Below are 20,022 nucleotides of genomic sequence, written 5' to 3' on the forward strand. Positions count from 1 at the left end.
GTCGCCGTCCCGGCGGGGACGACCTCGCTCACCAGGCCGGCGTCGGCCGCGGCCGGGGCACTGAGCCGCTCGCCGAGCAGCAGGTGGCGGGCCGCGCGCTGCGGGCCGAGGCGGCGGGGGAGGTGGTAGGCGGTACCGGCGTCGGCGGTGAGGCCGCGCGCGGCGAACGGGGCGGCGAAGAAGGCGTCCTCTGCGGCGACGACGAGATCGCAGGCTAGGACCAGGCCCCAGGCCGCACCGACGGCGTAGCCCTCGACCGCGGCGACCACCACGACGTCGGTTCGCACGATCGTCTCGACGACCTCGTGGACCAGGGCGAGCCGCGAGGCGGGGCCGAACAGCCCGTCCGCGGCGGAGGGCATCGAGGCGACGTCGCCACCGGAGGAGAAGTAGGAGTCCCCGCCCGTCAGGACGAGTGCGGCGTCACCGCGCCGGGCCGCCGCGCGGAGCTCGGACAGGAGGCGTTCGAGCAGGGTGTGGTCGAGCGCGTTGCGGCGGTGCGGCCGCTGCAGACGCAACGTCGTCAGTCCGGCCGAGCCGTCGACGACGAGCGGATCCTCGGGAGCTGGTGTCACACTCTATAGAATGTAGTCGACAGACGAGGTCGGGTCGAGTACGTCCCACCGCCCTCACCCAGGAACCCGCCGGCTGAGGGGTGATCGGAGCTCATCGCGCCGGTAGCAGGACTCCGGACAGGAAATCGGTCAGTTCCTCGTGTCCGTGCAGGGGGAGTACGTGCGCGACGTAGTGGTCCGGGCGGACGAGAACCATGCATCCGGTCTCGCGGTCCACGCCCCGGATGTCGAAGACGTCGTCCTCGGCGGGGTCCGGGCAGAACATCTTCTCGTAGTCGACCAGGCCGAACCTGCCCTTGCGGGGCAACAGGACCGCAGGCATCCGGTCAAGGGCCAGGTCGCGGTGGTGCTGCTGGAACACGGCCCGGACATCGATCACGGAGTCCGGCTCGGTGCCTGCGGGGGTGAACCGCGTCAGTGCCGACCGGTCCGAGCCGAGGACCTCGCACAGCTGCCGGAGCGCGGAACGGGTGGCGGCGGGATCCGCCCGGTCGGCGAAGAGGTAGAGGCGCCAGGCGCCGTCGGCCCGGGCGACGTGTCCGAGGTGCATCGGTGCGGCGTCGGCCAGCCGGACGACGGGGGCGGAGTGGAACCGCATCCCGACCGGGAACCCGGGGGCGAGGTGCTGGGACGACCCGGCCGCGGTGATCATCGACGGTGGGTAGCGGACGGCGACGCCCGCGGTGAAGCGTCCCTGGTCGCGGAAGTACTGCTGGAACGTGGCGGGGTCGACGCCGTCCCCGTCGGCAGCGTCGGACTCCGAGGGGCGGGCGCTGAACATCGCGGCGAACTCGCGGTCGAAGTCGATGAGCTCCTGGGCGACCTCCTGGCGCTCCTGGCTGTAGGTGTGCAGGACCTCGGGTCGGGCCGTTCCGCGGAGCACCGAGCCCAGCTTCCAGCCGAGGTTCCATGTGTCGGCCATCGACACGTTCATGCCCTGCCCGGCCTTGGCGCTGTGGGTGTGGCAGGCGTCGCCGGCGATGAACACCCGCGGCAGGCGGGTGTCGGTCTCGCCGGCGGGGACGTCGTCGAACTTGTCGCACAGGCGCTGGCCGATCGCGTAGACCGCCCACCACCCGACGTCGTGCACCTCGAGGGTGTACGGGTGCAGGATCCGGTTCGCCACGGCGGTGAGCTTCTCCGGGGTGGCGTCCTGGTTCCGGAGCATGTCCCGGTCGCGGACGTTGTCGAGCTCGATGTAGAGCCGGACCAGGTAGCCGCCCTCCCGCGGGATGATCAGGATGTTGCCGTCGTTGGCGGAGTGGACGGCGCACTTGAGGCGGATATCGGGGAAATCGGTCACCGCCAGGACGTCGAGGACGCCCCAGGACTGGTTCATCGGATCGCCGACCAGGCTGCGGCCGATCGCCTGGCGGGTACCGCTGCGCGATCCGTCGCAGCCGACCACGTACCTGGCCCGGATCGTCGAGGACTCACCGGTCGGCTGCAAGCCCTCGAGGTGCACGAGCTCGACGGTGACCGGGTGGTCGGACGAGCCGCTGGTGTCGATATCGATGTCGCCGGCCTGCAGGCCGTAGAACGGTGTCGTCCGGCTCGCCGACCGCTCCATGTGCTCGCGCAGGTGGGCGAGCATCCGGGCCTGGTTGACGATCACGTGCGGCATCTCGGAGAGGCCCTCTTCGACGTCGTCGACACGACCGGCGCGCACGATCCGGGACCGGTCCTCCGGGTCCGGACGCCAGAAGCTGACCTCGTTGACCCGGTACGCCTCGTCGATCAAACGGTTGGCCAGGCCGAACGCCTCGAACATCTCGACGGTGCGGCAGGCGACCCCGTCGGCCTGTCCGACCTCGAGGGGGCCGTCCTTGCGGTCGACCACCACCGTCCGGATGTCGGGGAAGTTGGCCAGCTGCGCCGCCAGGACGAGACCGGCGGGACCGCAGCCGACGATCAACACGTCGGTCTCGTCCGGCAGGCCGGACGGCCGCTCCCGTACCGACGGGTGCGCGTCCTCGACGAGGGGATCGCCTGTCCGGTAGCCGTCGAGATGGAACTGCATGGCTCAGCCTCCCCACCGGCGCACGAGGTAGTCCCAGGCTGCCTGCACGGCGCGGTCGTTGTAGATGTGGTCCCGCTTGGCCAGCGACTCCTCGGGCGGCGACCAGGTCGGCCATCCACCGGCGGCGTGCGTGCGCAGCTGCTGCTCGCACGCCTGCTCGAGCAGCACCGCGGCGACGGTGGCCGCCGGCAGCGTTGCACCGACGGCCACGATGCCGTGGTTGACCAGGAACACCGCCCGGGCGTCGCCGAGTGTGAGCGCGACCGATCGGCCCAGGTCCGGGGTGAGGACGAGGTCCGCGGTATCGGTGAAGCGCGGGACCGCCGGTGGAACGAAGTAGTTGGCCGCGTGGCTGACCGGGCGCAGGTCCTGCCCGCTGGCGGCCAGGGCGACGGCATGTGGTGGGTGCGTGTGCACGACCGCGCCGACGTCCGGGCGGGCCGCCATGATCTCGGTGTGGATCGGGTACTCACTGTGCCGTGCGCCGTCGCCCTCGAGCACCGTTCCGGACGGGGCGACCAGGTGCACCCGCTCCGGCGTGACCTCGTCGAGCCCCCACTCCGCGGTCTTGAGCCAGACGCCGCGGCCGTGCGGGTCGCGGACCGAGGCGTGCCCCCAGATCAGGTCGTGGTGGCCGGTGGCGGCGAGCACCCGGCACGACGTGGCCACCAGCTGGCGGAGGTCGGTCGTCGCCGGGGTTACGGACTCGATGGTCATGCGGGTGCGGTCTCCGATCGTGTGGACGTCTTTCGCCCCACGATGTGGAGCGTCAGAGCAGGAGCTTGTCGATCTCCTCGGCTGCGGCGAGCAGCTGCGCGAGGACGGTTTCGCGGGTACCGGCCGTCATCCGGCTGACCGGGGCGGAGGCCGTCACGGCCAGCGGCGTCGGGCCGGAGGACAGCGCGACGGCGAGGGAGCTCACGCCCTCCTCGCTCTCCTCCTGGCTGGTCGCGAAACCTTGGCTGCGAACCTCGGCGAGCTCGCGCACCAGGTCGGTGCGGGTCCCCACGGAGTTGGGGGTCAGGCGGGTCAGCTCCTCGTCGGGGTAGATCCGGAACAGGTCCGCCTCGGTGAGGGTGGCCAGCATCGCTTTGCCGTTGGACGTGCAGTGCGCCGGCATCGTCCGGCCCAGCCGGCCCCCGACGCGCAGCGCCCGGCCGCTCTCGATCGAATCGATGAAATGCACGTCGCTGCCCTCGAGCCGGCCCAGGTGCACCGTCTCGTTCAGGTCGGCGTTGAGCCTCTCCAGCACCGGCCGCGCGCGGGTGCGTACATCGAGCCGACGGAGGACGCCGAAGGCGAGCCCGTCCAGCGTCGGCCCCGGGATGTAGCCGCGGGTGCTGGGCTCCTGCCGCACGAACCCGCGGTACTGCAGCATCATCAGCAATCGGTGCGCGGTCGAGGAGGCGACGTCGAGATACTGGCTGACGTCGGTGAGCCGCAGCCGCGGTCGCTCGCCGAGCAGCAGCAGGATCCGCAACGCGTTGTCGACCGACTCGATCGGATACCGCGGCGACTCGCCGTACTCCGGTGAGGGCGGAAAGCCCTCGACTCCGTCCATGGCACGACCCTACGCGATGTCTGCTGTGCAGAGAGTCGCACTCGGCATGGGTGGTGGCCGGGTCCGAACTCCGGTGTTCGCTCATGTCAGGCCAACCGTGCGAGCTCGTGCCGCCAGGCCGTGTCATGGTTGAACGAGCCGCCGAGATCGGGCAGCTCGGCCATGTCGGCCTCGGGCAGGTCCCGCAGCCGCCCGCCGGCCGAGACGACGGTCAGGGACAGCCGCGCGATCCGTTCCACCGACACCGCGTTCAGTACCGCCTCCGGCACGCCGGCGCCGGCGCTGGTCAGACCGTGCCCCCGCAGCAGCACCACCGGGCAGCTGCCCATGGCGGCCAGCATCTCCGCGGCCAGTGTGCGGTTGCGGATCAGTACCGCGCGGGGATACACCGGTACACCCGCGTGGGCCAGCTTCGTGCCGGGCATGTCGAACGCGCCGATGATCGGGCGGATACCCAGCCCGGCGAGGTCGGCTGCGACCACCGTCTCCGGGTGTGCGTGTACGACGGCTGTGACCTCGGGCCGGGTCCGGAGCACCTCGGCGTGCAGCGGCAGCTCGTTCGGAGGGTCCCACCCCTGCAGCTCGTCCGGGGTGCCCGGCTCGCCGTCGAGCGTGACCAGGTGCACGTCCTGCGCCGTGGTCCAGGCGAGCCCGCGCTCCTGCGGTCCCCGGCAGCGCACCAGCAGCCGGCGTTCGTCGATCCGCAGGCTGATGTGTCCGAGATAGCCGGGGGCCAGGTCGCGAGCGGCCAGGACCCGGCAGGCGTCGGCGACCTGCCAGCGGAGCGGGGCCAGCTCCGTGCTCGGGTCGGTCACGACGTGCTCGCCGCGCGGCGGGCCGGGAGCCCGGCGAGCTGGGCCACGGCGTCGTCGAACGTCGCGGCAGTGCCCATCAGCCTGCGGCAGACGACCAGCGCCTTCGGCCAGTTCACCGTGATCGCACCGCACAGCAGGCCGCTGTCGTCGGTGTAGACCGCGGCGCCGCGCGCCTGCGCGCCGTCGAGGTCGCCGAGCAGCTCGTGCCGGGTCGCGGCGCCCGGCCGTCCGACGATCTGGATCCGCCAGTCGTACTGGTCGCTCCACACGTACTCGACCGGGCGGTGTGCGCGGAGGTCGTCGGGGTGCACAAGGTTGTGCGCGACGACGGCGGCCTGCTCGACGGCGTTGGTCCAGTGCTCGACGCGCCGGTGCTTCTCGAGGCCCGGGTGGTACCAGCGGGCCACGTCGCCCACCGCGTACACGTCGGGGGATCCCGGTGCGCGGCCGTGCTCGTCGCAGACGACGCCGTCGTCGACCAGCAGGCCGGAGTCCTGCAGCCAGGCATCGTTCGGGATCGCGCCGATCCCGACCACCACCGTGGCCGCGTCGAGCTCGGTGCCGTCGGTGAGCCGTACCCGCAGGTCTCCGGGCCGCCCGCGCACGTCCTCCACGCCCACCCCGAAGCGGGTGGCGACGTCGTGCCGGTGGTGCAGCGTGGTGACGTGCTCCGCCACGGCGTCGCCGATCACCCGGCCGATCGGAGCCGGCAGCGGATCGACGACGGTCACCTCCCGGCCCAGTGCGCGGGCGGTCGCGGCCACCTCGGCCCCGATGAAACCGCCGCCGACGACGACCACGGGGCCCTGCGCGCCGAGATCACGGCGCAGCGCAGTGGCGTCGGCGAGCGAACGGAGCACGTGCACCCCGGATCCGGCGACCCACGGGGAGGGCCGGGCGTCGGCTCCGGTGGCGAGGACGACGGCGTCGTAGCCCAGCGCCGTGCCGTCGGCGAGCTCGATACGCCGGCCGGCGACGTCGAGCCGCGCCGCGCCGACGCCCAACCGCAGCTCGATGCCGGCCGCCTCGGCGGCCGCGGTGCCGAGCAGCGTGATCCGGTCGGTGTCCCACGTACCGGCCAACAGCTGCTTGGACAGCGGCGGCTTGTCGTAGGGGAGGTCGGCCTCCTGCCCCACCAGCACGATCCGGCCGGTGAATCCTTCGGTGCGCATCGCCTGCGCGGTGCGTACGCCGCCGACGGAGCTGCCGACCACGACGACGGTGCCGGTGGCCCGGTCCATCAGTCCTCGATGCCCAGCGCGTCGACCGGGCAGCTGCGGGCCGCTTCCTGCACCCGCGGGCGGTCCTCGTCGGCGATCTCCGTCCGGAGCAGCACGACCTTGCCGTCGTCGTCGATGTCGTAGACGTCCGGGGCGCCGGTGATGCAGTTGCCGTATCCCTGGCATGCCTCGACGTCGGCCAGTAGCCGGGCCATGGTGGTCCTCTCTGTGGGGTGGGTCGGGTTTGTCACGAACGCTTTCGCGGCGCGGAGACGCCGGTTCCGCCGTCGGGGTGCACGACGCCGCCGGTGATGCCGCGCGCGCGTTCGGAGGCGAGGAAGACATAGCTCCAGGCGTGGTCCTCGCCGGACAGCGCCACCTGCAGCGGCACCCGGGCGGCCAGCTCCTGCTCCCGGCCGGGGGTGTCACCGAGGCTGCGGTCGGCGGTGCCCAGGCTCGGCAGTCCGCGCAGGTCGGTGCCCACCGTGCCGCCGGGCGCGACGCCGTTGACCCGTACCTCGGGCGCCAGGTCGTGGGCGAGGGCGGTGACCAGTCCGCGGACGGCGAACTTGGAGGACATGTAGAGGACCCCGCCGCGGCCGGGGGAGTAGGACGAGGTCGACTCGGTGAGCAGCACGACCCCGCGTCCGGACTCCTGCAGGTGACCCAGCGCCGCCTTCACCGAGTGCAGGTGGCTCAGGACGTTGGTCCGGAACATCTCGTCGAAGGCGGTGTCCAGGACGTCGGCGTCGAGCTCGGTGATGCTGCGGTAGAAGTCGAACACCCCGACGCAGTTGACCAGGACGTCCAGCCCACCGAAGGCCTCCACCGCGGCTGCGACGGCACGGTCGTTGTCGTGGCGGGTCGTCGCGTCGCCGACGGTGACCGGCACCTCGGGTCGGGCCGCCGCGAGGGCGGCCGACTTCTCGGCGTCCCGTTCGAGGACCGCGACCCGGGCGCCCTCGGCTCGGAACACGTCGACGACCGCGCGGCCGATGCCCGACCCGGCCCCGACGACCAGGGCGCGCCTGCCCTCCAGCCACCCGGTCACGAGTCGACCCCGCTCGGTGCGGGCGGTGTGTCCTCGTCGGGGATCAACGGGGCGAACGGGGTGCCGATCATCGCGGAGAACGTGGCGGTGTTCTGCCAGGTCAGCGACTCGAGCTCGAGCGGGCACAGGGTGACCCACTGCCCGGACTTGGGCGACTCGACCAGCAGCCGCGCCCCGTTGCGGGTGCGGACCAGACGCACCCGGACCTCGGCGAACTCGTTCGCCACCGTGATCGGCTCGCCGGCGGCGTTCTCCAGCAGCTCGGCGTGCTCGGACGCGGCCCGGCGCGCGGCCCGCGCGTCGGCCTGCTCGCCCTCCCACCCCAGCGTCACAGGAAGATCGCCAGGTTCTGCATCCGCATGACCGAGTCGTCGACCAGGATCGTGCGGCGGGCCAGCTTCCAGCCCTCGGGTGTGGAGCGCAGCAGATCCTCGCGCCCGGCGGAGACGAACGAACCCTCGCGGACGTCGCCCCGGTTGCGGAACAGCAGCGTCGCCGACTCCACCACCAGGTGATCGGGGTCGTCGGCGGCGAACGTGCGCACGTTGCTCAGGTGGTGGCGCAGCCGCGACGGGGGGTCCTCGGTCCAGGCGTGCTCGGTGAGGAACCGGGCCACCCGGCGCGAGAGCGAGTACTTGTCCTCGTCGAAGTGGGCCATGCCCGGCGAGGTGTCGTAACCGGCGCCCAGGGCGGTGGTGACCCGTACCGGCATCAGGTAGTGGATGTCGTCGGTGAGCAGGTCGAGCCACTCGCTGTAGGCCTGGGCGTCGAGCAGCCACGCCTCGTCGACCAGCCACTGGTGGGCCGTCAGGTGGCGCTCGTCGCCGAAGCCGATGGTGGTCCCGGTGCGCTGCACGCGGGAGGCGTGCCCGCCGAGGGCGGACCGCGACGAATGCGTCCCGGGACCGGTCGGTGCGGTCGTGGTCGGGTTGTTCATGCCGGGGTCACCGCCTCAGGCTCACCGACGGTCAGGGTGCCGGCGGTCGCCTGTGGGGTCGCCAGATCGTCGGCCCAGCGATGCAGCAGTGCCCGCTGGTTGTACTCGCTGTAGCCCGTGTGGGCCGAGCCCGGGCCGTGGAACTGCTCGGGCGTCAGCTGGGGGACGACCTCGGTGTCGTCCTCGAGGATCCCCATCCGGCTGTTGAGCTGGAGCCGCCGTGCCATCGAGCCGGCGGCGGTGTTGGTGAGCGAGACCCAGTTCTCCACGTCGTCCTGCTCGAACATGCCGGTCGAGCCGAAGCACATCAGATAGGCCTTGTAGGACAACGCCTTGAACTCCTCCGGGGCCTCGGCGTCGACCGCGAACCAGGACAGCACCTCGGTCTCGTCCTCGCTGATCGGCTGCCACTGCCGGATCGAGATGAACGGCAGCACGTCGTCCGACTCGGCCACCCGGGGCCAGTTGTGCACGAACGACAGGTTCGGGTAGATCGACGCCGCGCTGATCATGAAGCCGTCGGTGCCGACGAGATCACGCTGATCCTGCGACCACTGCTGCGTCATCCGGTCGACCATCTCCTGGGGGTAGCCGACGTAGCGCAGCCGCTCGTCCAGGGTGCCCGGCGGGAGCTTGTAGGTCGTCCCGCCGCCGGCCCCGGCCCAATAGGTGGCGCCGTCCTTGCGCTTCTCCGCCTTGGGCTCGCGGAACAGGCCGATCTCCACGACCGAGGTGTGGGTCTGCGGGGTGTGGTACATGTCGCCGGCGAAGTTCTCCGCGCCGATCTTCCAGTTCGCCTTGACCCGCCACCGCTGCGGGCCGCGCAGCTCGATGCCGCTGGCGCTCTGCTTGGTGTAGTAGTCCAGGTAGAACCGGAAGTCACCGAGGAACTCCTCCAGCGGAGGAGCCTGCGGGTCCATGCTGAGGAAGATCATGCCGTTGTAGGTGGCCAGGTTCGGGGCCGGCAGCAGCCGCTGACCCTTGCGCTTGAAGCCTGCCTCGCCGCCGTAGGCGTCCTGGTGGAACGGCAGGCCGACGATCCGGCCGTCGTTGCGGTAGGACCAGCCGTGATAGGGGCAGCGGAAGTGTGAGGCGTTCCCCATCTCGGCGCGGCAGACCTGCATGCCCCGGTGCAGACACATGTTGAAGTGCGCGCGGATCTCGCCCTGCTCGTCCCGGGTGACGATGAACGAGTCCTCCAGCACCCTGCGGACCACGTAGTCGCCGGGCCGGGCGATCTCGGACTCGTGCCCGACGAAGACCCACGCTCGGGAGAAGACGCGCTCCTTCTCGAGTTCGAAGATCTCCCGGTCGTTGTAGACGTGCGCGGGGATCATCCCGCGACGCACGGCGTCGAGAACGTCGGTCTGGTCGGTCATCGATCCGTCCCCTCGGGCGCCCGTGGGCCGCCCCGGTGCGTGTTCTGCTTAGAAGAGTTCATCTCTGTTCAGTAGAGCAACTTGCTCTGGGTGCGTCAACCGGGTTCAGCCCTGCAGAGCGACTGTCACGGCCTTGGTCTCGCTGTAGGACAGCAGTTCCTCGACGGACTCCTCACGCCCGACGCCGGAGGACTTCGTCCCGCCGAAGGGGAGTCCCCAGTAGTGGCGGGAGCTGCCGTTGATCCAGACGTAGCCGGCCTGCAGTCGCCCGGCCATCCGGTGCGCGCGGGTGACATCGCTCGTCCACACCCCGGCGGTGAGGCCGTAGTCGGTGCGGTTGGCGATCTCGACCGCTTCGGCCTCGTCGGCGAACGTGAGCACCGAGAGCACCGGGCCGAAGATCTCCTCCATGGCGGCGGGGTTGTCCGGTGCCATGTGGGTGAGCACGGTCGGAGCGACGTACCAGCCCTGCTCGCCGACGGTGTCGGGGCGCCCGCCACCGGCGACCACCTCGGCGCCGGCATCGGTCGCGGCGTGGATCGCACCGAGCGTCTTGTCGTACTGCCTGCGGTCGATCACGGGGCCCATCTGGGTCCCGTCGGTCAGCGGGTGCCCGACCCGGACGGCGCGCACCTGCTCGACCACGGAGGCCAGAACCTCGTCCGCGATCGACTCGTGCAGCAGCAGCCGGCTGGTCGATCCGCAGGACTGTCCGGCGGTGGCGGTGAAGTTCATCCCGGAGACGGCGCTCGCCGCCGCCGCGTCGAGGTCGGCGTCGGGCATGACGACCAGGGCGTTCTTACCGCCGAGTTCCAGGGTCACGTACTTCACGCCGGACTCCGCGGCCTCGCGCTGGATGAGCCGCCCGGTGTCGGGTGCCCCGATGAAGCCGATCCTGCGGATCAAGGAGTGTTTGACCAGCGCCCGTCCGCTGACCGCGCCACGACCCGACACGACGGCGCACAGGTCGGGCCCGAACACCTCGGCGGCGAGCTCGGCCATTCGGAGCGAGGACAACGGCGCCTGGTCGGGAGCCTTGAGGACGACGGCGTTACCGGCGACCAGGGGAGCGGCGACCTTCCCGGCGGCGAAGAACAGCGGATGGTTGAACGGGACGATCCGGCCCACCACCCCGTAGGGTTCCTGCAGGCTGTAGTGCAGGTTCTGCGACAGCGGGTAGGTCGCCCCACCCAGGGCCAGGGCGTGGTCGGCCATGATCTCGAGCAGGGTCGCCGCCGCGTCGACGTCGGCCCGCATGACCGGCAGCGGGAACCCGGCATCGACCGCGTCGAGGGTGGCGAGTTCGTCGGTGTGTGCCCGCAGTAGAGCCGCGAACTCGCGCACCGTCGCCGCGCGCGCCCTCGGCGGGAGCGATCCCCAGGCGCGCTGTGCCCCGGCGGCGGCGGCCACGATCCGGTCCACCTCCTCGACCGAGCAGTCCGGGGCGTCGGTCAGGATGCCGCCGGTCGTCGGGTCCTCCACCTCGTAGCGGGCCGTACCGCCCAGCGGCCGACCGCCCAGGAGAACCTCGAAACGGCCGTCGACGACGGCGCGAGGGGTGTCGGACACGGTCATGGGTGAGTCCTTCCGGAAGAACGAGCCGGCGGCGTGTCGTCGCCGACGTGCGGCAGGAGGAGGTGTCTCCCCGGGTCGGCTCAGCTCGTGGGCAGGACGAACAGGAGCCACGTGATCACCGGTGCCGTCACCACCATCGCCGCGCCCCAGCCGAGCATCGTGCGGAACAACGGCCGCCGCTCCTGCTCCGGCGCGGTGGCCAGGGTCAGTGCTCCGACCGAGGAGAAGGGGGTGGAGTCGACGACGGTCGCGGAGATCGACAGCGCGATGATCATTCCGGTCACACCGACCTCGCCCTGGACGAGGAACGGCACCGCGAGCGGGATGAGGACTCCCAGCAGGCCGGCGCTGGAGCCGAACGCGGACGTGAACGCGCCCACCAGGCAGAGCAGGTACGCGGTGAGCAGCGGCGCACCCAGCGCGGCGATCCCGCCGCCGATCACGTCGACCGTGCCGTAGCGCTGCAGTGCCCCGACGAAGGTCACGATGCCGCAGATGAGCAGCACCACCGACCACACGATCCGCTTGTCGGCCAGCTGGAAACGGGACGGGAACGTCAGGTGCAGCAGCGCCGCCGCGATCAGGGCCAGGAACCCGATCTCCAGGTCGAGGACGAGGGCACCGACGGCGACGGCGACGATGACGACGATCGTCACCATCTGGTCCAGGCGCAGCCGGGTGCGATCCGGGACGTCCAAGGACGGCCTCGTGGAGGTCGTGCCCGAGGCCGCCCCGCCGTGCCCGGCGTCGACCGCGCTGCTCGTCGCATCGCCATCGGCCACATGCGTCCCGGCACAGCCCGCGCGGACGAGCGCAGCGACGCTCGTCGCCTGCTCGTGACGCCGGCGCAGCAGGTCACGACCGCCGAAGCAGAGGTAGATCACGACGGCCAGCATGATGTTGTACGCCGCGTTGCCGAGGAAGAGTTCGGCGGCGGAGACCTGGAGTCCGTTGTTCTCGGCGGTCTGGCGGACGATGACCGCAAGGCCGTTGAGCGGCGAGAAGTTCCCGAGGCACGAGCCGTGCATGACCATCAACGCCGCCATCCGGCGGTCGATCCCGTAGCGCTCACCCAGGCGCATGCACAGCGGGGCCAGCATGGCGACGCCTGCCGGGCCGAGTGCGCCTGCCGTGGTCGGGATCGCGGAGAAGGCGAAGATCAGCCACGGGACCAGGACGGGGCGGTCGCCCACCAGCCCGATGGCTCGATCGACCAGCCACTCCAGGGTCCCGTTCACCGCGGCCAGGCCGAACAGGTAGGTCACCCCGACCAGCAGGACGAACAGATCGGGGGGGAATCCCGCGATCGCCTCGTCGGGGCTCTCGCCGACGACGAGGGTGCCGACGAGGAATGTCGCGATCAGTGCGAGTGCGCCGATGTTGACCGGTCGGACTGTGCCCACGATGAACACGAGTACGAGGGCCACGACGCCGATGACGTGGATGGACACGGCTCTCCCGCCGACGGTGGGTCGCGCGGCGACCGGGACGGCACGGTCCCGCCCTTCGAGGTTGTTCGCCGCAGGAAGGAAACTTCCTCTGTGATGCAGAAGGACTTTCTGCCAAACTCACGACTGTGTCAATACACACGGGAAGCCCGGCGACAGGGGGATCCATGGAGATCGAGGACGGGGCCACGGCTCGGACGGGGGCGGACCTCGTCGTCGAGTGCCTGGCTGCAGAGGGGGTCGACCTGGTCGCCGGGGTGCCGGGGACGACGGTCATGGACCTGATCGACAGTCTGGCCCGCCAGCAGGCCGTCCGGTTCGTCTCGACCCGTCACGAGCAGGTGGCGGGTTTCCTGGCCGATGGTGTGTCCCGGTCCGGTGCGGGGGTCGGGGTCTGTCTCGTCTCCCGTGGCCCTGGAGCGGCCAACGCCGCGATCGCCGTGCAGAACGCCTACGACGAGTCGGTGCCGCTGGTGCTGCTGGTCGGGCAGGTGTCTGCCGGGGTCGTGGAGCGCCGCGCGTTCGAGGAGTCCGACGTCGTCGCCACGTTCCGGCCGATGAGCAAGTGGGCCGTCGAGATCCATCAGGCGGAACGGGTACCGGAGCTGCTGCAACGTGCCGTCCGCACGGCCGTCGGTGGCCGCCCGGGACCTGTCGTGGTGTCGCTGCCGCTGGACGTGTTGCAGGACGTCGTGGACGACGCAGTCCGCCCGGCCGTGCACTCACGGAACCACCCGCCGGGCCCGGCTCCCGCGGCGGTGCGGGACGCGGTCGCGCTCCTGCGCGACGCGGAGCGCCCCGTGGTGCTGGTCGGCGGTGGTGGTGGCGGGGACCCGGCCGCCGTGCTCGAGCTCGCCGACCGGCTCGGAGCTCCGCTGCTCACGACATGGCTGCGGCAGGGCTCCGTCCCGCACGACCATCCCGCGTTCCTCGGTGCGCTGGGCTACGGCGCGCACTCGGTGACCGAGGACGTGGTCCGCGACGCCGACGTACTGGTCGCGCTGGGCTGCCGGTTCTCCGAGTTCACGACCAAGCGGTGGACCCTGGTGTCGTCGGACACCCGGCTGGTCCACGTCGACGTCGACCCGGAGGAGCTCGGGCGGGTGTACCTGCCGGAGGTGGGCATCGTGGCCGACGCCGCGCTCGCCGCCCGGGCGCTGACCGAGGCTGTGGACGGGACTGCACCGGACCTGGCCGCGCGCCGCGCCGATCGCCGCAGTGCTCTGCGGGAGTCGTACGAACGGGCGTCCTCCCTCTCCTCGCCCGCGCTGGCCGACGACGATCCCGCCGGGGGCGTGAGCAGTGTGGCCGCGGTGTCCGCCCTGCAAGGGATCGCCGACACCGACGGCGTCCTGCTCGTGCAGGACGCGCCCAGCTTCGGCCCGTGGAGCCACCGCTACCTGCGCCTGCACCGCCCCGGGTCGTTCTTCGGCTCTGCGGGCGGGGCGATGGCGTGGGGCCTTCCCGCCGCGATGGGGCTGGCGCTGGCCCGCCCCGGCCAGCGCGTGGTCGCGGTCAGCGGGGACGGCAGCTTCTGGATGGTCGCCCAGGACTTCGAGACCTGTGTCCGGGAGTCGATCCCGGTCGTCAACGTCGTGATGAACAACAGCGCCTACGGCAACACCCGCGACCGGCAGCGGGCGGCGCATGCCGGGCGCTATCTCGGGGTCTTCTACGGCAATCCCGACCTGGCCGAATTCGCCCGGTCCCTGGGCGGTTACGGCGTACGGGTGACGGCCGACGACGAGCTCGGCCCGGCGCTGGAGAAGGCCCTGGCCCAGGACGGACCGGCGATCGTGGACGTCGTCCAGGACCAGATGTACGGGCTGCCGCCCGGGCTGCTGCCCCCGGCAGCCCGCTGAGTCCGCCGTGTCGGAGACGCTGCGGCTCCCGGTGACGGTGTCGGCCACCCGCCGGCCTCTGCCCGGGCGTCACGAGCAGCTCCACGCCTGGGCGGCGGAGCTCGGCGCCGAGGCTTCCCGCGTCCTCGGCCACCTGGACTCGCAGGTCGAGCGCCACGACGACGGTGCCGTCACGGTCGCGTTGGTCTTCGACAGCGCGGCCACGCTCGCCGTCTGGGAGGCGAGCGCCTCGCGGGCCCGGTGCCTGGCTGCCGCCGACCTGCTCACCGACGGGGCACCGGCCCCGGTCACCGTCGGCCGGGCGCAGCCTTCCGGTGCGCCGCCCCGGTGGCGGACGGCCGTGGTGGTCTGGGCCGGCTTGTTCCCGTTCTCTTTGCTGTTCACCGCCACCGCCGGCCCGGTCGTGACGACGTTGCCGGTGCTCGCCCAGTCCCTGGTCACCAGCATGGTGCTCGTCCCGCTGGCGGTGTACGTCGGCATTCCGCTGGTCAACGCGATGCTCCGTCGGTGCGGTCGTTGACCCGCCCTCCCGGCGGTGCTCACCGACTCCGGCAGTCGCACGAACGACGGCGACGAGCCCGACCCGGATCCGCCCCCCCCGAAGGAGCTGCACATGATCTGCGAGGAAGACATGACCTGCGAGACGAGCGGGCGACGCGCCGCGGGGCGCCCCGGACCCGGAGGTCCCCGATGAGCCGCGTCCCGCTCACCCTGGCCTGCTGGGACTACGACCGGACCCGCGCGCTGGCCGACGGCACCGTCCGGCCCGACGGCGTCGACCTCACCTATCTGAGCCTCCCGGTCGAGGAGACCTTCTTCAGGATGCTCCGGCACCGGGAGTTCGACGCAGCAGAGATGTCACTGGGGTCCTATGCGACCGCAGTCGCGGCCGCACCGGACGCCGGCGGTCTGATCGCGATCCCGGCGTTCCCCTCGCGATCGTTTCGGCACCACGGCATCTACGTGAACGGCGACAGTGGGATCGAGAACCCGTCGGACCTGGTCGGCCGCACGGTCGGCGTGCCCGAGTACCAGCTGACGGCCGTGGTGTGGATCCGCGGGATCCTGGCCGACCGGCACGATGTCCCGGTGGCGTCGGTGCGGTACCGGACCGGTGGCATGCACTCGCCGGGCCGGGTCGAGAAGCAGGCCCTGGACCTGCCGCCGGAGATCGACGTGGCACCCATCGCTCCGGACCGGACGCTGGTGGACATGCTCGTCACCGGTGAGATCGACGCGCTCTACGCACCCCGCACGCCACGCCCGGTGCTCGAGGGCCGGCCCGAGGTGCGACGCCTGTTCGCCGACCCCCGCGCGGTCGAGGAGCAGTACGCCCGGGACACCGGGATCTTCCCGATCATGCACACCGTGGTCCTGCGGCGGGACGTCTACGAGGCGCGGCCCTGGCTGGCCGGTTCCCTGCTCAGTGCGTTCGAGCAGGCCAAGTCGCTCTCGATGGAGCGCATGGCGGAAACGGCGGCGAACCCCTACGCCGTCCCCTGGCTCTACGACGAGGTCGAGCGGACCCGAACGCTGCTGGGCCGGGACTTCTGGCCCTACGGCCTCGATGCGAACCGCCGGACGCTGGACGTTTTCCTTCGCTATGCATACGAGCAGGGCCTGACCGACCGCCAGCTCGCCCCCGCTGAGCTCTTCGCGCCCGAGACACACGAGGCCTACGTCATCTGAACTGCGTGGCCGCTTCGTGGAGGCCATCGAGCAGACGACCGGTGTGGAGCCTCCGCTCGGGTAGGTCCGTTCAGCCCGGGCGGCGGCAGGGTGAAGTCGGCCAGGACGGCGTGGACACCCCCTCGAGGTGGTGCCCACCGGACCTCGGCGGGCATGGTGCATGCCGTGTCGGGCTGTGCTCGACGGCTCGCGTGGGCGAGGGCTCTCTGCCCGGAGGTCCGCCGTGGCGCTCAGTCGAACGCTGACGCGGTACCGCAGGAGGGACGCGAGATGGAGGGGCCGTGCGCGATCCGAACTGGGTCTCTCTCAGCGCTGCGCTCGGGCTGGCCGGCAGCACCCGCTACGCCATCGGATTGGACACGAGTTCACACCCGCGAGCGGGTCGGCTGAGATCCGGTGTGTTCCTACTCCGTGGCCTGGTCGACCACGGCGGCCTGGAGCGTGACTACGCCCGTACCGCACCTGTCTCGACCTACCTGTTCTCCGATCCCCAGCACCCACCTTTGAGCGGTGAGACGGTGTCCCGCCCGACCGCGGCCCACGGCTCCGACGTCGTATGCACCCTTGCCTTCCCCGGCCAACCGTCCACACCGGCACCGGCCGGCAACAGCTGGACGTGCAGATGATCGCCTACTGGGCCGCCTTCGCCCGCACCGGCGACCCGAACGGGCCCGTGCCTCCCCGGCATGGCCGGCCACCACCCCGACCTTCGTCCCGACGCTCGAACGGACCGCGGCACCGGGACCCGGCCCGGTGTGCCGATGACAGGTGGGTCGAGGAGCGAACGATGTTCCTCCCTTCGTAGGGGCGTGGTCCTCCGCCGGAACGATGCGCAGAATCGGATGAGATCAATACCGTGCGTCCCATGTCGCGAACCCGTCGGACCGCGGTCGGTGGGGTCTCCCCGACACCGGATTCGGAGCGCCTCCTGGCGCCGGATCTGGCGCGGGGGGTGATGCTGCTGCTCATCGCCCTCGCCCACTCCCGGATGCTGCACGCGGGCGGGAACCTGCTCGCCAGGCCTGCCGGTGGCGGCCCGGTGGACGTCGCCGTGCAGTGGCTCCTGACCTCCGTCGTCGACGGGCGGGCCGCGCCCCTGTTCGGGCTCCTGTTCGGCTACGGCCTCGTACAGATGACCCGGCGCCAGACCGGCCCGGGCGGGGACCCCGCGAACGCACGGCGGCTGATCCGCCGGCGCGGTGCCTGGCTGGTCGTGTTCGGCATCGCCCACGTCGTCCTGCTCTACAGCGGTGACATCATCGGTTCCTACGGCGTGTTCGCCCTGCTGTTCGCCGGTGTGGTGACCTGGTCGGGCCGTCGGCTGTGGACGGTGTTCGTGGTCACGCTCGTGTTCGGGGTCGCGTCTGCTACTGCCCTGCAACAGTTCGCCGCGGACGCTCCGCTGGCCGTCGGGGCGACCCTGCTCGACAGCGCGGTGCTGCGCGCGTCTGCCCTCGTGGTGCTGCCCCTCGCCGGGGTGAGCGTCGCGCCCGCGGTACTGATCGGGGTCTGGGCCGGCCGGATGCGGCTGCTCGAGCAACCCGACCGCTACCGGCGTCTCCTGACCCGGGTCGTGCTGGTCGGTTTCCCGGTGGCGGTGCTGGGCGCGCAGCCGGTCGCGCTGCAGGCGGTGGGTGTGTGGGCCCCGGACTCGGTCGTGGCCGGTGTGCTGACCGAGGCGACGTTCGCGGCGACCGGTATCGCCGGGGGGCTGGCCTTCACGGCCGCGATCGCGCTCGTGGCGGACCGCCTCGGCCGGCGGCGCGGACCGGTCACGAACGCGTTGGTCGCCTGCGGTCGCCGGTCGATGACGTTCTACATCGCGCAGTCGCCGGTCTGGTTCGTCGCCACCGAGCCGGCGTTGCTCGACCTCGGCGGCCGGCTCGGCGCCGCCGCGGCTGCCGCGGTCGCCGTCGCCACCTGGATGGCCACCGTGGTCGTCGCCGCTGCTCTGGATCGCGCGGGCCGGCGGGGGCCGGCCGAGGCCCTGCTGCGCCGCCTCACCTACGGCGCCGGGCGGGCTGCTCCACGCCCGGCGACTGCCTGACCACGTGCGCAGGGCGCGTCAGCAGCCCTGCGTGTTCCGGAGCTGCAGGCGGTACGAGTCCGCACCGCGACGCGGAGCGGACGGCGGGTGGCGGCGCGTGCGCTCAGGACCCACCGGAGCGCAGCGTCCGGAGGTAGGGTGCTGCGCTCGGCGGCACGCCAGGCACCCTGACGACGCGCCCGTCGATCAGCTCGAGCCGCACCACCTCGTCCCCGGGACGTGGGTCGAGTACCGCTGCCACCCGGCACCAGGGCAGGGCCGTGCCCGACAGTACGAACCGGATGCCCCTGTCGGAGACGACCGCCACCGGCACCAGCCACAGCGCTGCGATGATCACCACGGTGATCGGCGCGAGCACCAGCCATGCCGACGTGTTCTGCAGGATCGACAGGTAGACGCCGACCGCCAGGGGTGCCCCGACGAGCATCGTGAACCAGCTGCGGGTATATCGCGCGCCCCAGTACGTCCTGCGGCCGGGATTCGGCTTGTCTTCCATCGTCGCCTACCGCCGGGTCCCTGCGGCCGAGGTCGGTTCCGGCAGACATCCCGAACGCGGCGGACCGGACCGTCGCACCACAGCCGGAGGACGGTCCATGTCGTGATCCCGGGTCGCGCTCCGATGCAGGCCGGCGTTGTACCGACGCGAGAGGCGGTCTCGTGCCGCCCGGGCACCGCAGGCGGGGGCGTCGGACCGACCGGGCGGCGTACTGACGGGCTCGCCCCCCGTGGGCTTCCAGCTCCTGGTCCACATCGTCGTCCTGTACCCGCGACAGCGGGGAGTATCGCCGAGAACGGCGGTGCATCCGGTCACCGGGCGCCGGTCGAGGTGCCGGGGCGCGGCAGGAACCGGCGGTGCAGCGGGGCGGCCCCAGCGCCTTCCCGGCTCCATGGCAACGGGATACCGTCGCGGTCGCCGCCGGGCTCGGCCGGCCGCTGGTCGGCCTTGTTGTCGGAGGTGACGACGGTGGGGTCCGTGGTCACTGTTCCGGTGGTGGCCGCTGCCGAGGCGGCGCGGCGGGCGAGAAGTCGCACGGGGACGGACATGGAGGATCGGGTTCCGGGCCTCGGCTACGTTCGCGCAGGGTGCGGCTCGGTGGCACCACGTGTGCGGCGCGGTAGTAGGCCGCGAACCGCGACGGGTCACCGGAACCCACCTCGTGGCGATCTCGGCGACGGTCGCGGTGCGCCGGTCTGCGGCGATCAGGTCGCGGTGGGCGCGATCCAGACGTACCGGGTTGCGGCCGGGCGGAACCCGGATGGTCCTGGGCTCGTGCCGTGAGGTGTGGGCCGCGACGATTCGGGTAGCTGCACGGCACCGGGTCGAGTACAAGCTCGCCGTTCCGCCCGGAGCGCTCCGCGCGCGACGGACCTGTGCTGGGAGCCGACCATCGAGAATCTCGGATCTGTGACCCACGGCGGTCGTACCTCACCGCCCCGACCGGGCGCGGAGCGACCGTTCGTGACCCACCCTCATGACGGCACGACGGTCATCCGGACACGGGGCCATCTCGACTCGGCCTCCGGTGGCCGGTTGTTGCGCCTCCTCGATGCGGAGATCGAGATGGCCCGGACCGGTCACCGACGGCTCGACGTCGTCGTCATCGACGTGTCGGCGTCGGACACGATCAGCCGAGGCGGCCCCGAGGCGCTCGCGCACGCGCTTCATGCCTGTACCCGTCGTCGGATCGGCTTCGCCGTGGCCGGGACCTTCGACCTGCGTTTCCTGTCGCCCGCCGCGCAGCGGAGGTTGGCTGCGCTCACCTGGTACCCGACCGTCGAGGTCGCCATCACCTCCGTCACCGGGCGGAGGTGACGTTCCCGGCGGATGTCCGCCGACGCCGGG

General features: G+C 71.8%; 20 protein-coding genes. 5 read left to right on the top strand and 15 right to left on the bottom strand.

Annotated features, from left to right (window positions below; translation table 11 throughout):
* The 13 genes from NH602_RS07140 to NH602_RS07200 all read right to left on the bottom strand — a co-directional run.
* The coding region (locus tag NH602_RS07140) for an enoyl-CoA hydratase/isomerase family protein (protein ID WP_253067362.1) at positions 1-575 on the bottom strand (575 nt) is incomplete at its 3' end.
* Positions 576-666: 91 nt separating this feature from the next.
* Positions 667-2,595 carry an FAD-dependent monooxygenase gene (locus tag NH602_RS07145; protein WP_073575183.1) on the bottom strand — a complete coding sequence of 643 codons (1,929 nt, stop codon included), beginning with the start codon at positions 2,593-2,595 and terminating at the stop codon, positions 667-669.
* A 3-nt stretch (positions 2,596-2,598) separates the two neighbouring features.
* Positions 2,599-3,312 (bottom strand): class II aldolase/adducin family protein, encoded by a 714-nt coding sequence (locus NH602_RS07150; RefSeq protein ID WP_073575182.1) that lies wholly within the window; start codon positions 3,310-3,312, stop codon positions 2,599-2,601.
* Between the two features lie 52 nt (positions 3,313-3,364).
* Positions 3,365-4,156 (bottom strand): IclR family transcriptional regulator, encoded by a 792-nt coding sequence (locus NH602_RS07155; RefSeq protein ID WP_073575181.1) that lies wholly within the window; start codon positions 4,154-4,156, stop codon positions 3,365-3,367.
* An 86-nt stretch (positions 4,157-4,242) separates the two neighbouring features.
* Complete coding sequence (locus tag NH602_RS07160) at positions 4,243-4,971, bottom strand: class II aldolase/adducin family protein (RefSeq protein ID WP_253067363.1); 729 nt, start codon at positions 4,969-4,971, stop codon at positions 4,243-4,245.
* Positions 4,968-6,212: an NAD(P)/FAD-dependent oxidoreductase gene (locus NH602_RS07165; protein ID WP_253067364.1), complete on the bottom strand. Its 1,245-nt coding sequence runs from the start codon at positions 6,210-6,212 to the stop codon at positions 4,968-4,970. The genes NH602_RS07160 and NH602_RS07165 overlap by 4 nt, the downstream gene beginning before the upstream one ends.
* Entirely contained in the window at positions 6,212-6,406 is a 195-nt protein-coding gene (locus NH602_RS07170) for a ferredoxin (RefSeq protein WP_010223632.1), read from the bottom strand. The genes NH602_RS07165 and NH602_RS07170 overlap by 1 nt, the downstream gene beginning before the upstream one ends.
* A gap of 32 nt (positions 6,407-6,438) precedes the next feature.
* On the bottom strand, positions 6,439-7,242 hold the full coding sequence (hcaB, locus tag NH602_RS07175; RefSeq protein ID WP_073575178.1) for a 3-(cis-5,6-dihydroxycyclohexa-1,3-dien-1-yl)propanoate dehydrogenase: 804 nt from the start codon (positions 7,240-7,242) through the stop codon (positions 6,439-6,441).
* Positions 7,239-7,574: a hypothetical protein gene (locus NH602_RS07180; protein WP_179760123.1), complete on the bottom strand. Its 336-nt coding sequence runs from the start codon at positions 7,572-7,574 to the stop codon at positions 7,239-7,241. Before NH602_RS07180 ends, hcaB begins: the two co-directional genes overlap by 4 nt.
* Complete coding sequence (locus tag NH602_RS07185) at positions 7,571-8,179, bottom strand: 3-phenylpropionate/cinnamic acid dioxygenase subunit beta (RefSeq protein ID WP_073575176.1); 609 nt, start codon at positions 8,177-8,179, stop codon at positions 7,571-7,573. Before NH602_RS07185 ends, NH602_RS07180 begins: the two co-directional genes overlap by 4 nt.
* Positions 8,176-9,558, bottom strand: coding sequence for a Rieske 2Fe-2S domain-containing protein (locus NH602_RS07190; protein ID WP_073575175.1), 1,383 nt, complete (start codon positions 9,556-9,558; stop codon positions 8,176-8,178). The genes NH602_RS07185 and NH602_RS07190 overlap by 4 nt, the downstream gene beginning before the upstream one ends.
* Before the next feature lie 105 nt (positions 9,559-9,663).
* Positions 9,664-11,133 (bottom strand): aldehyde dehydrogenase family protein, encoded by a 1,470-nt coding sequence (locus NH602_RS07195; RefSeq protein ID WP_218899202.1) that lies wholly within the window; start codon positions 11,131-11,133, stop codon positions 9,664-9,666.
* 80 nt (positions 11,134-11,213) lie between these two features.
* A complete protein-coding gene (locus NH602_RS07200) occupies positions 11,214-12,584 on the bottom strand; it encodes an SLC13 family permease (RefSeq protein ID WP_253067365.1) in 1,371 nt (456 codons plus the stop codon).
* A 164-nt stretch (positions 12,585-12,748) separates the two neighbouring features.
* Between NH602_RS07200 and NH602_RS07205 the strand changes: the two genes are divergently transcribed.
* The 4 genes from NH602_RS07205 to NH602_RS07220 all read left to right on the top strand — a co-directional run bounded on the left by NH602_RS07205 (position 12,749) and on the right by NH602_RS07220 (position 18,179).
* Positions 12,749-14,443 carry a thiamine pyrophosphate-binding protein gene (locus NH602_RS07205; protein ID WP_253067366.1) on the top strand — a complete coding sequence of 565 codons (1,695 nt, stop codon included), beginning with the start codon at positions 12,749-12,751 and terminating at the stop codon, positions 14,441-14,443.
* A gap of 7 nt (positions 14,444-14,450) precedes the next feature.
* Positions 14,451-14,963, top strand: a complete 513-nt coding sequence (locus NH602_RS07210) for a hypothetical protein (protein ID WP_179760117.1) — start codon at positions 14,451-14,453, stop codon at positions 14,961-14,963.
* A 170-nt stretch (positions 14,964-15,133) separates the two neighbouring features.
* On the top strand, positions 15,134-16,132 hold the full coding sequence (locus tag NH602_RS07215) for an ABC transporter substrate-binding protein (protein WP_253067367.1): 999 nt from the start codon (positions 15,134-15,136) through the stop codon (positions 16,130-16,132).
* An 865-nt stretch (positions 16,133-16,997) separates the two neighbouring features.
* Positions 16,998-18,179: a DUF418 domain-containing protein gene (locus tag NH602_RS07220; protein ID WP_253067368.1), complete on the top strand. Its 1,182-nt coding sequence runs from the start codon at positions 16,998-17,000 to the stop codon at positions 18,177-18,179.
* Positions 18,180-18,282: 103 nt separating this feature from the next.
* Here the strand turns inward: NH602_RS07220 and NH602_RS07225 are convergent, their stop codons facing one another.
* Together NH602_RS07225 and NH602_RS07230 are read right to left on the bottom strand one after the other, a co-directional pair.
* Positions 18,283-18,675, bottom strand: coding sequence for a hypothetical protein (locus NH602_RS07225; protein ID WP_253067369.1), 393 nt, complete (start codon positions 18,673-18,675; stop codon positions 18,283-18,285).
* A 311-nt stretch (positions 18,676-18,986) separates the two neighbouring features.
* Entirely contained in the window at positions 18,987-19,160 is a 174-nt protein-coding gene (locus tag NH602_RS07230) for a hypothetical protein (protein WP_253067370.1), read from the bottom strand.
* A 478-nt stretch (positions 19,161-19,638) separates the two neighbouring features.
* Between NH602_RS07230 and NH602_RS07235 the strand changes: the two genes are divergently transcribed.
* Complete coding sequence (locus NH602_RS07235) at positions 19,639-19,992, top strand: STAS domain-containing protein (protein ID WP_253067371.1); 354 nt, start codon at positions 19,639-19,641, stop codon at positions 19,990-19,992.
* Positions 19,993-20,022: the final 30 nt, after the last annotated feature.

Source organism: Pseudonocardia sp. McavD-2-B (assembly GCF_024124365.1).
GTDB classification, from domain to species: domain Bacteria; phylum Actinomycetota; class Actinomycetes; order Mycobacteriales; family Pseudonocardiaceae; genus Pseudonocardia; species Pseudonocardia alni.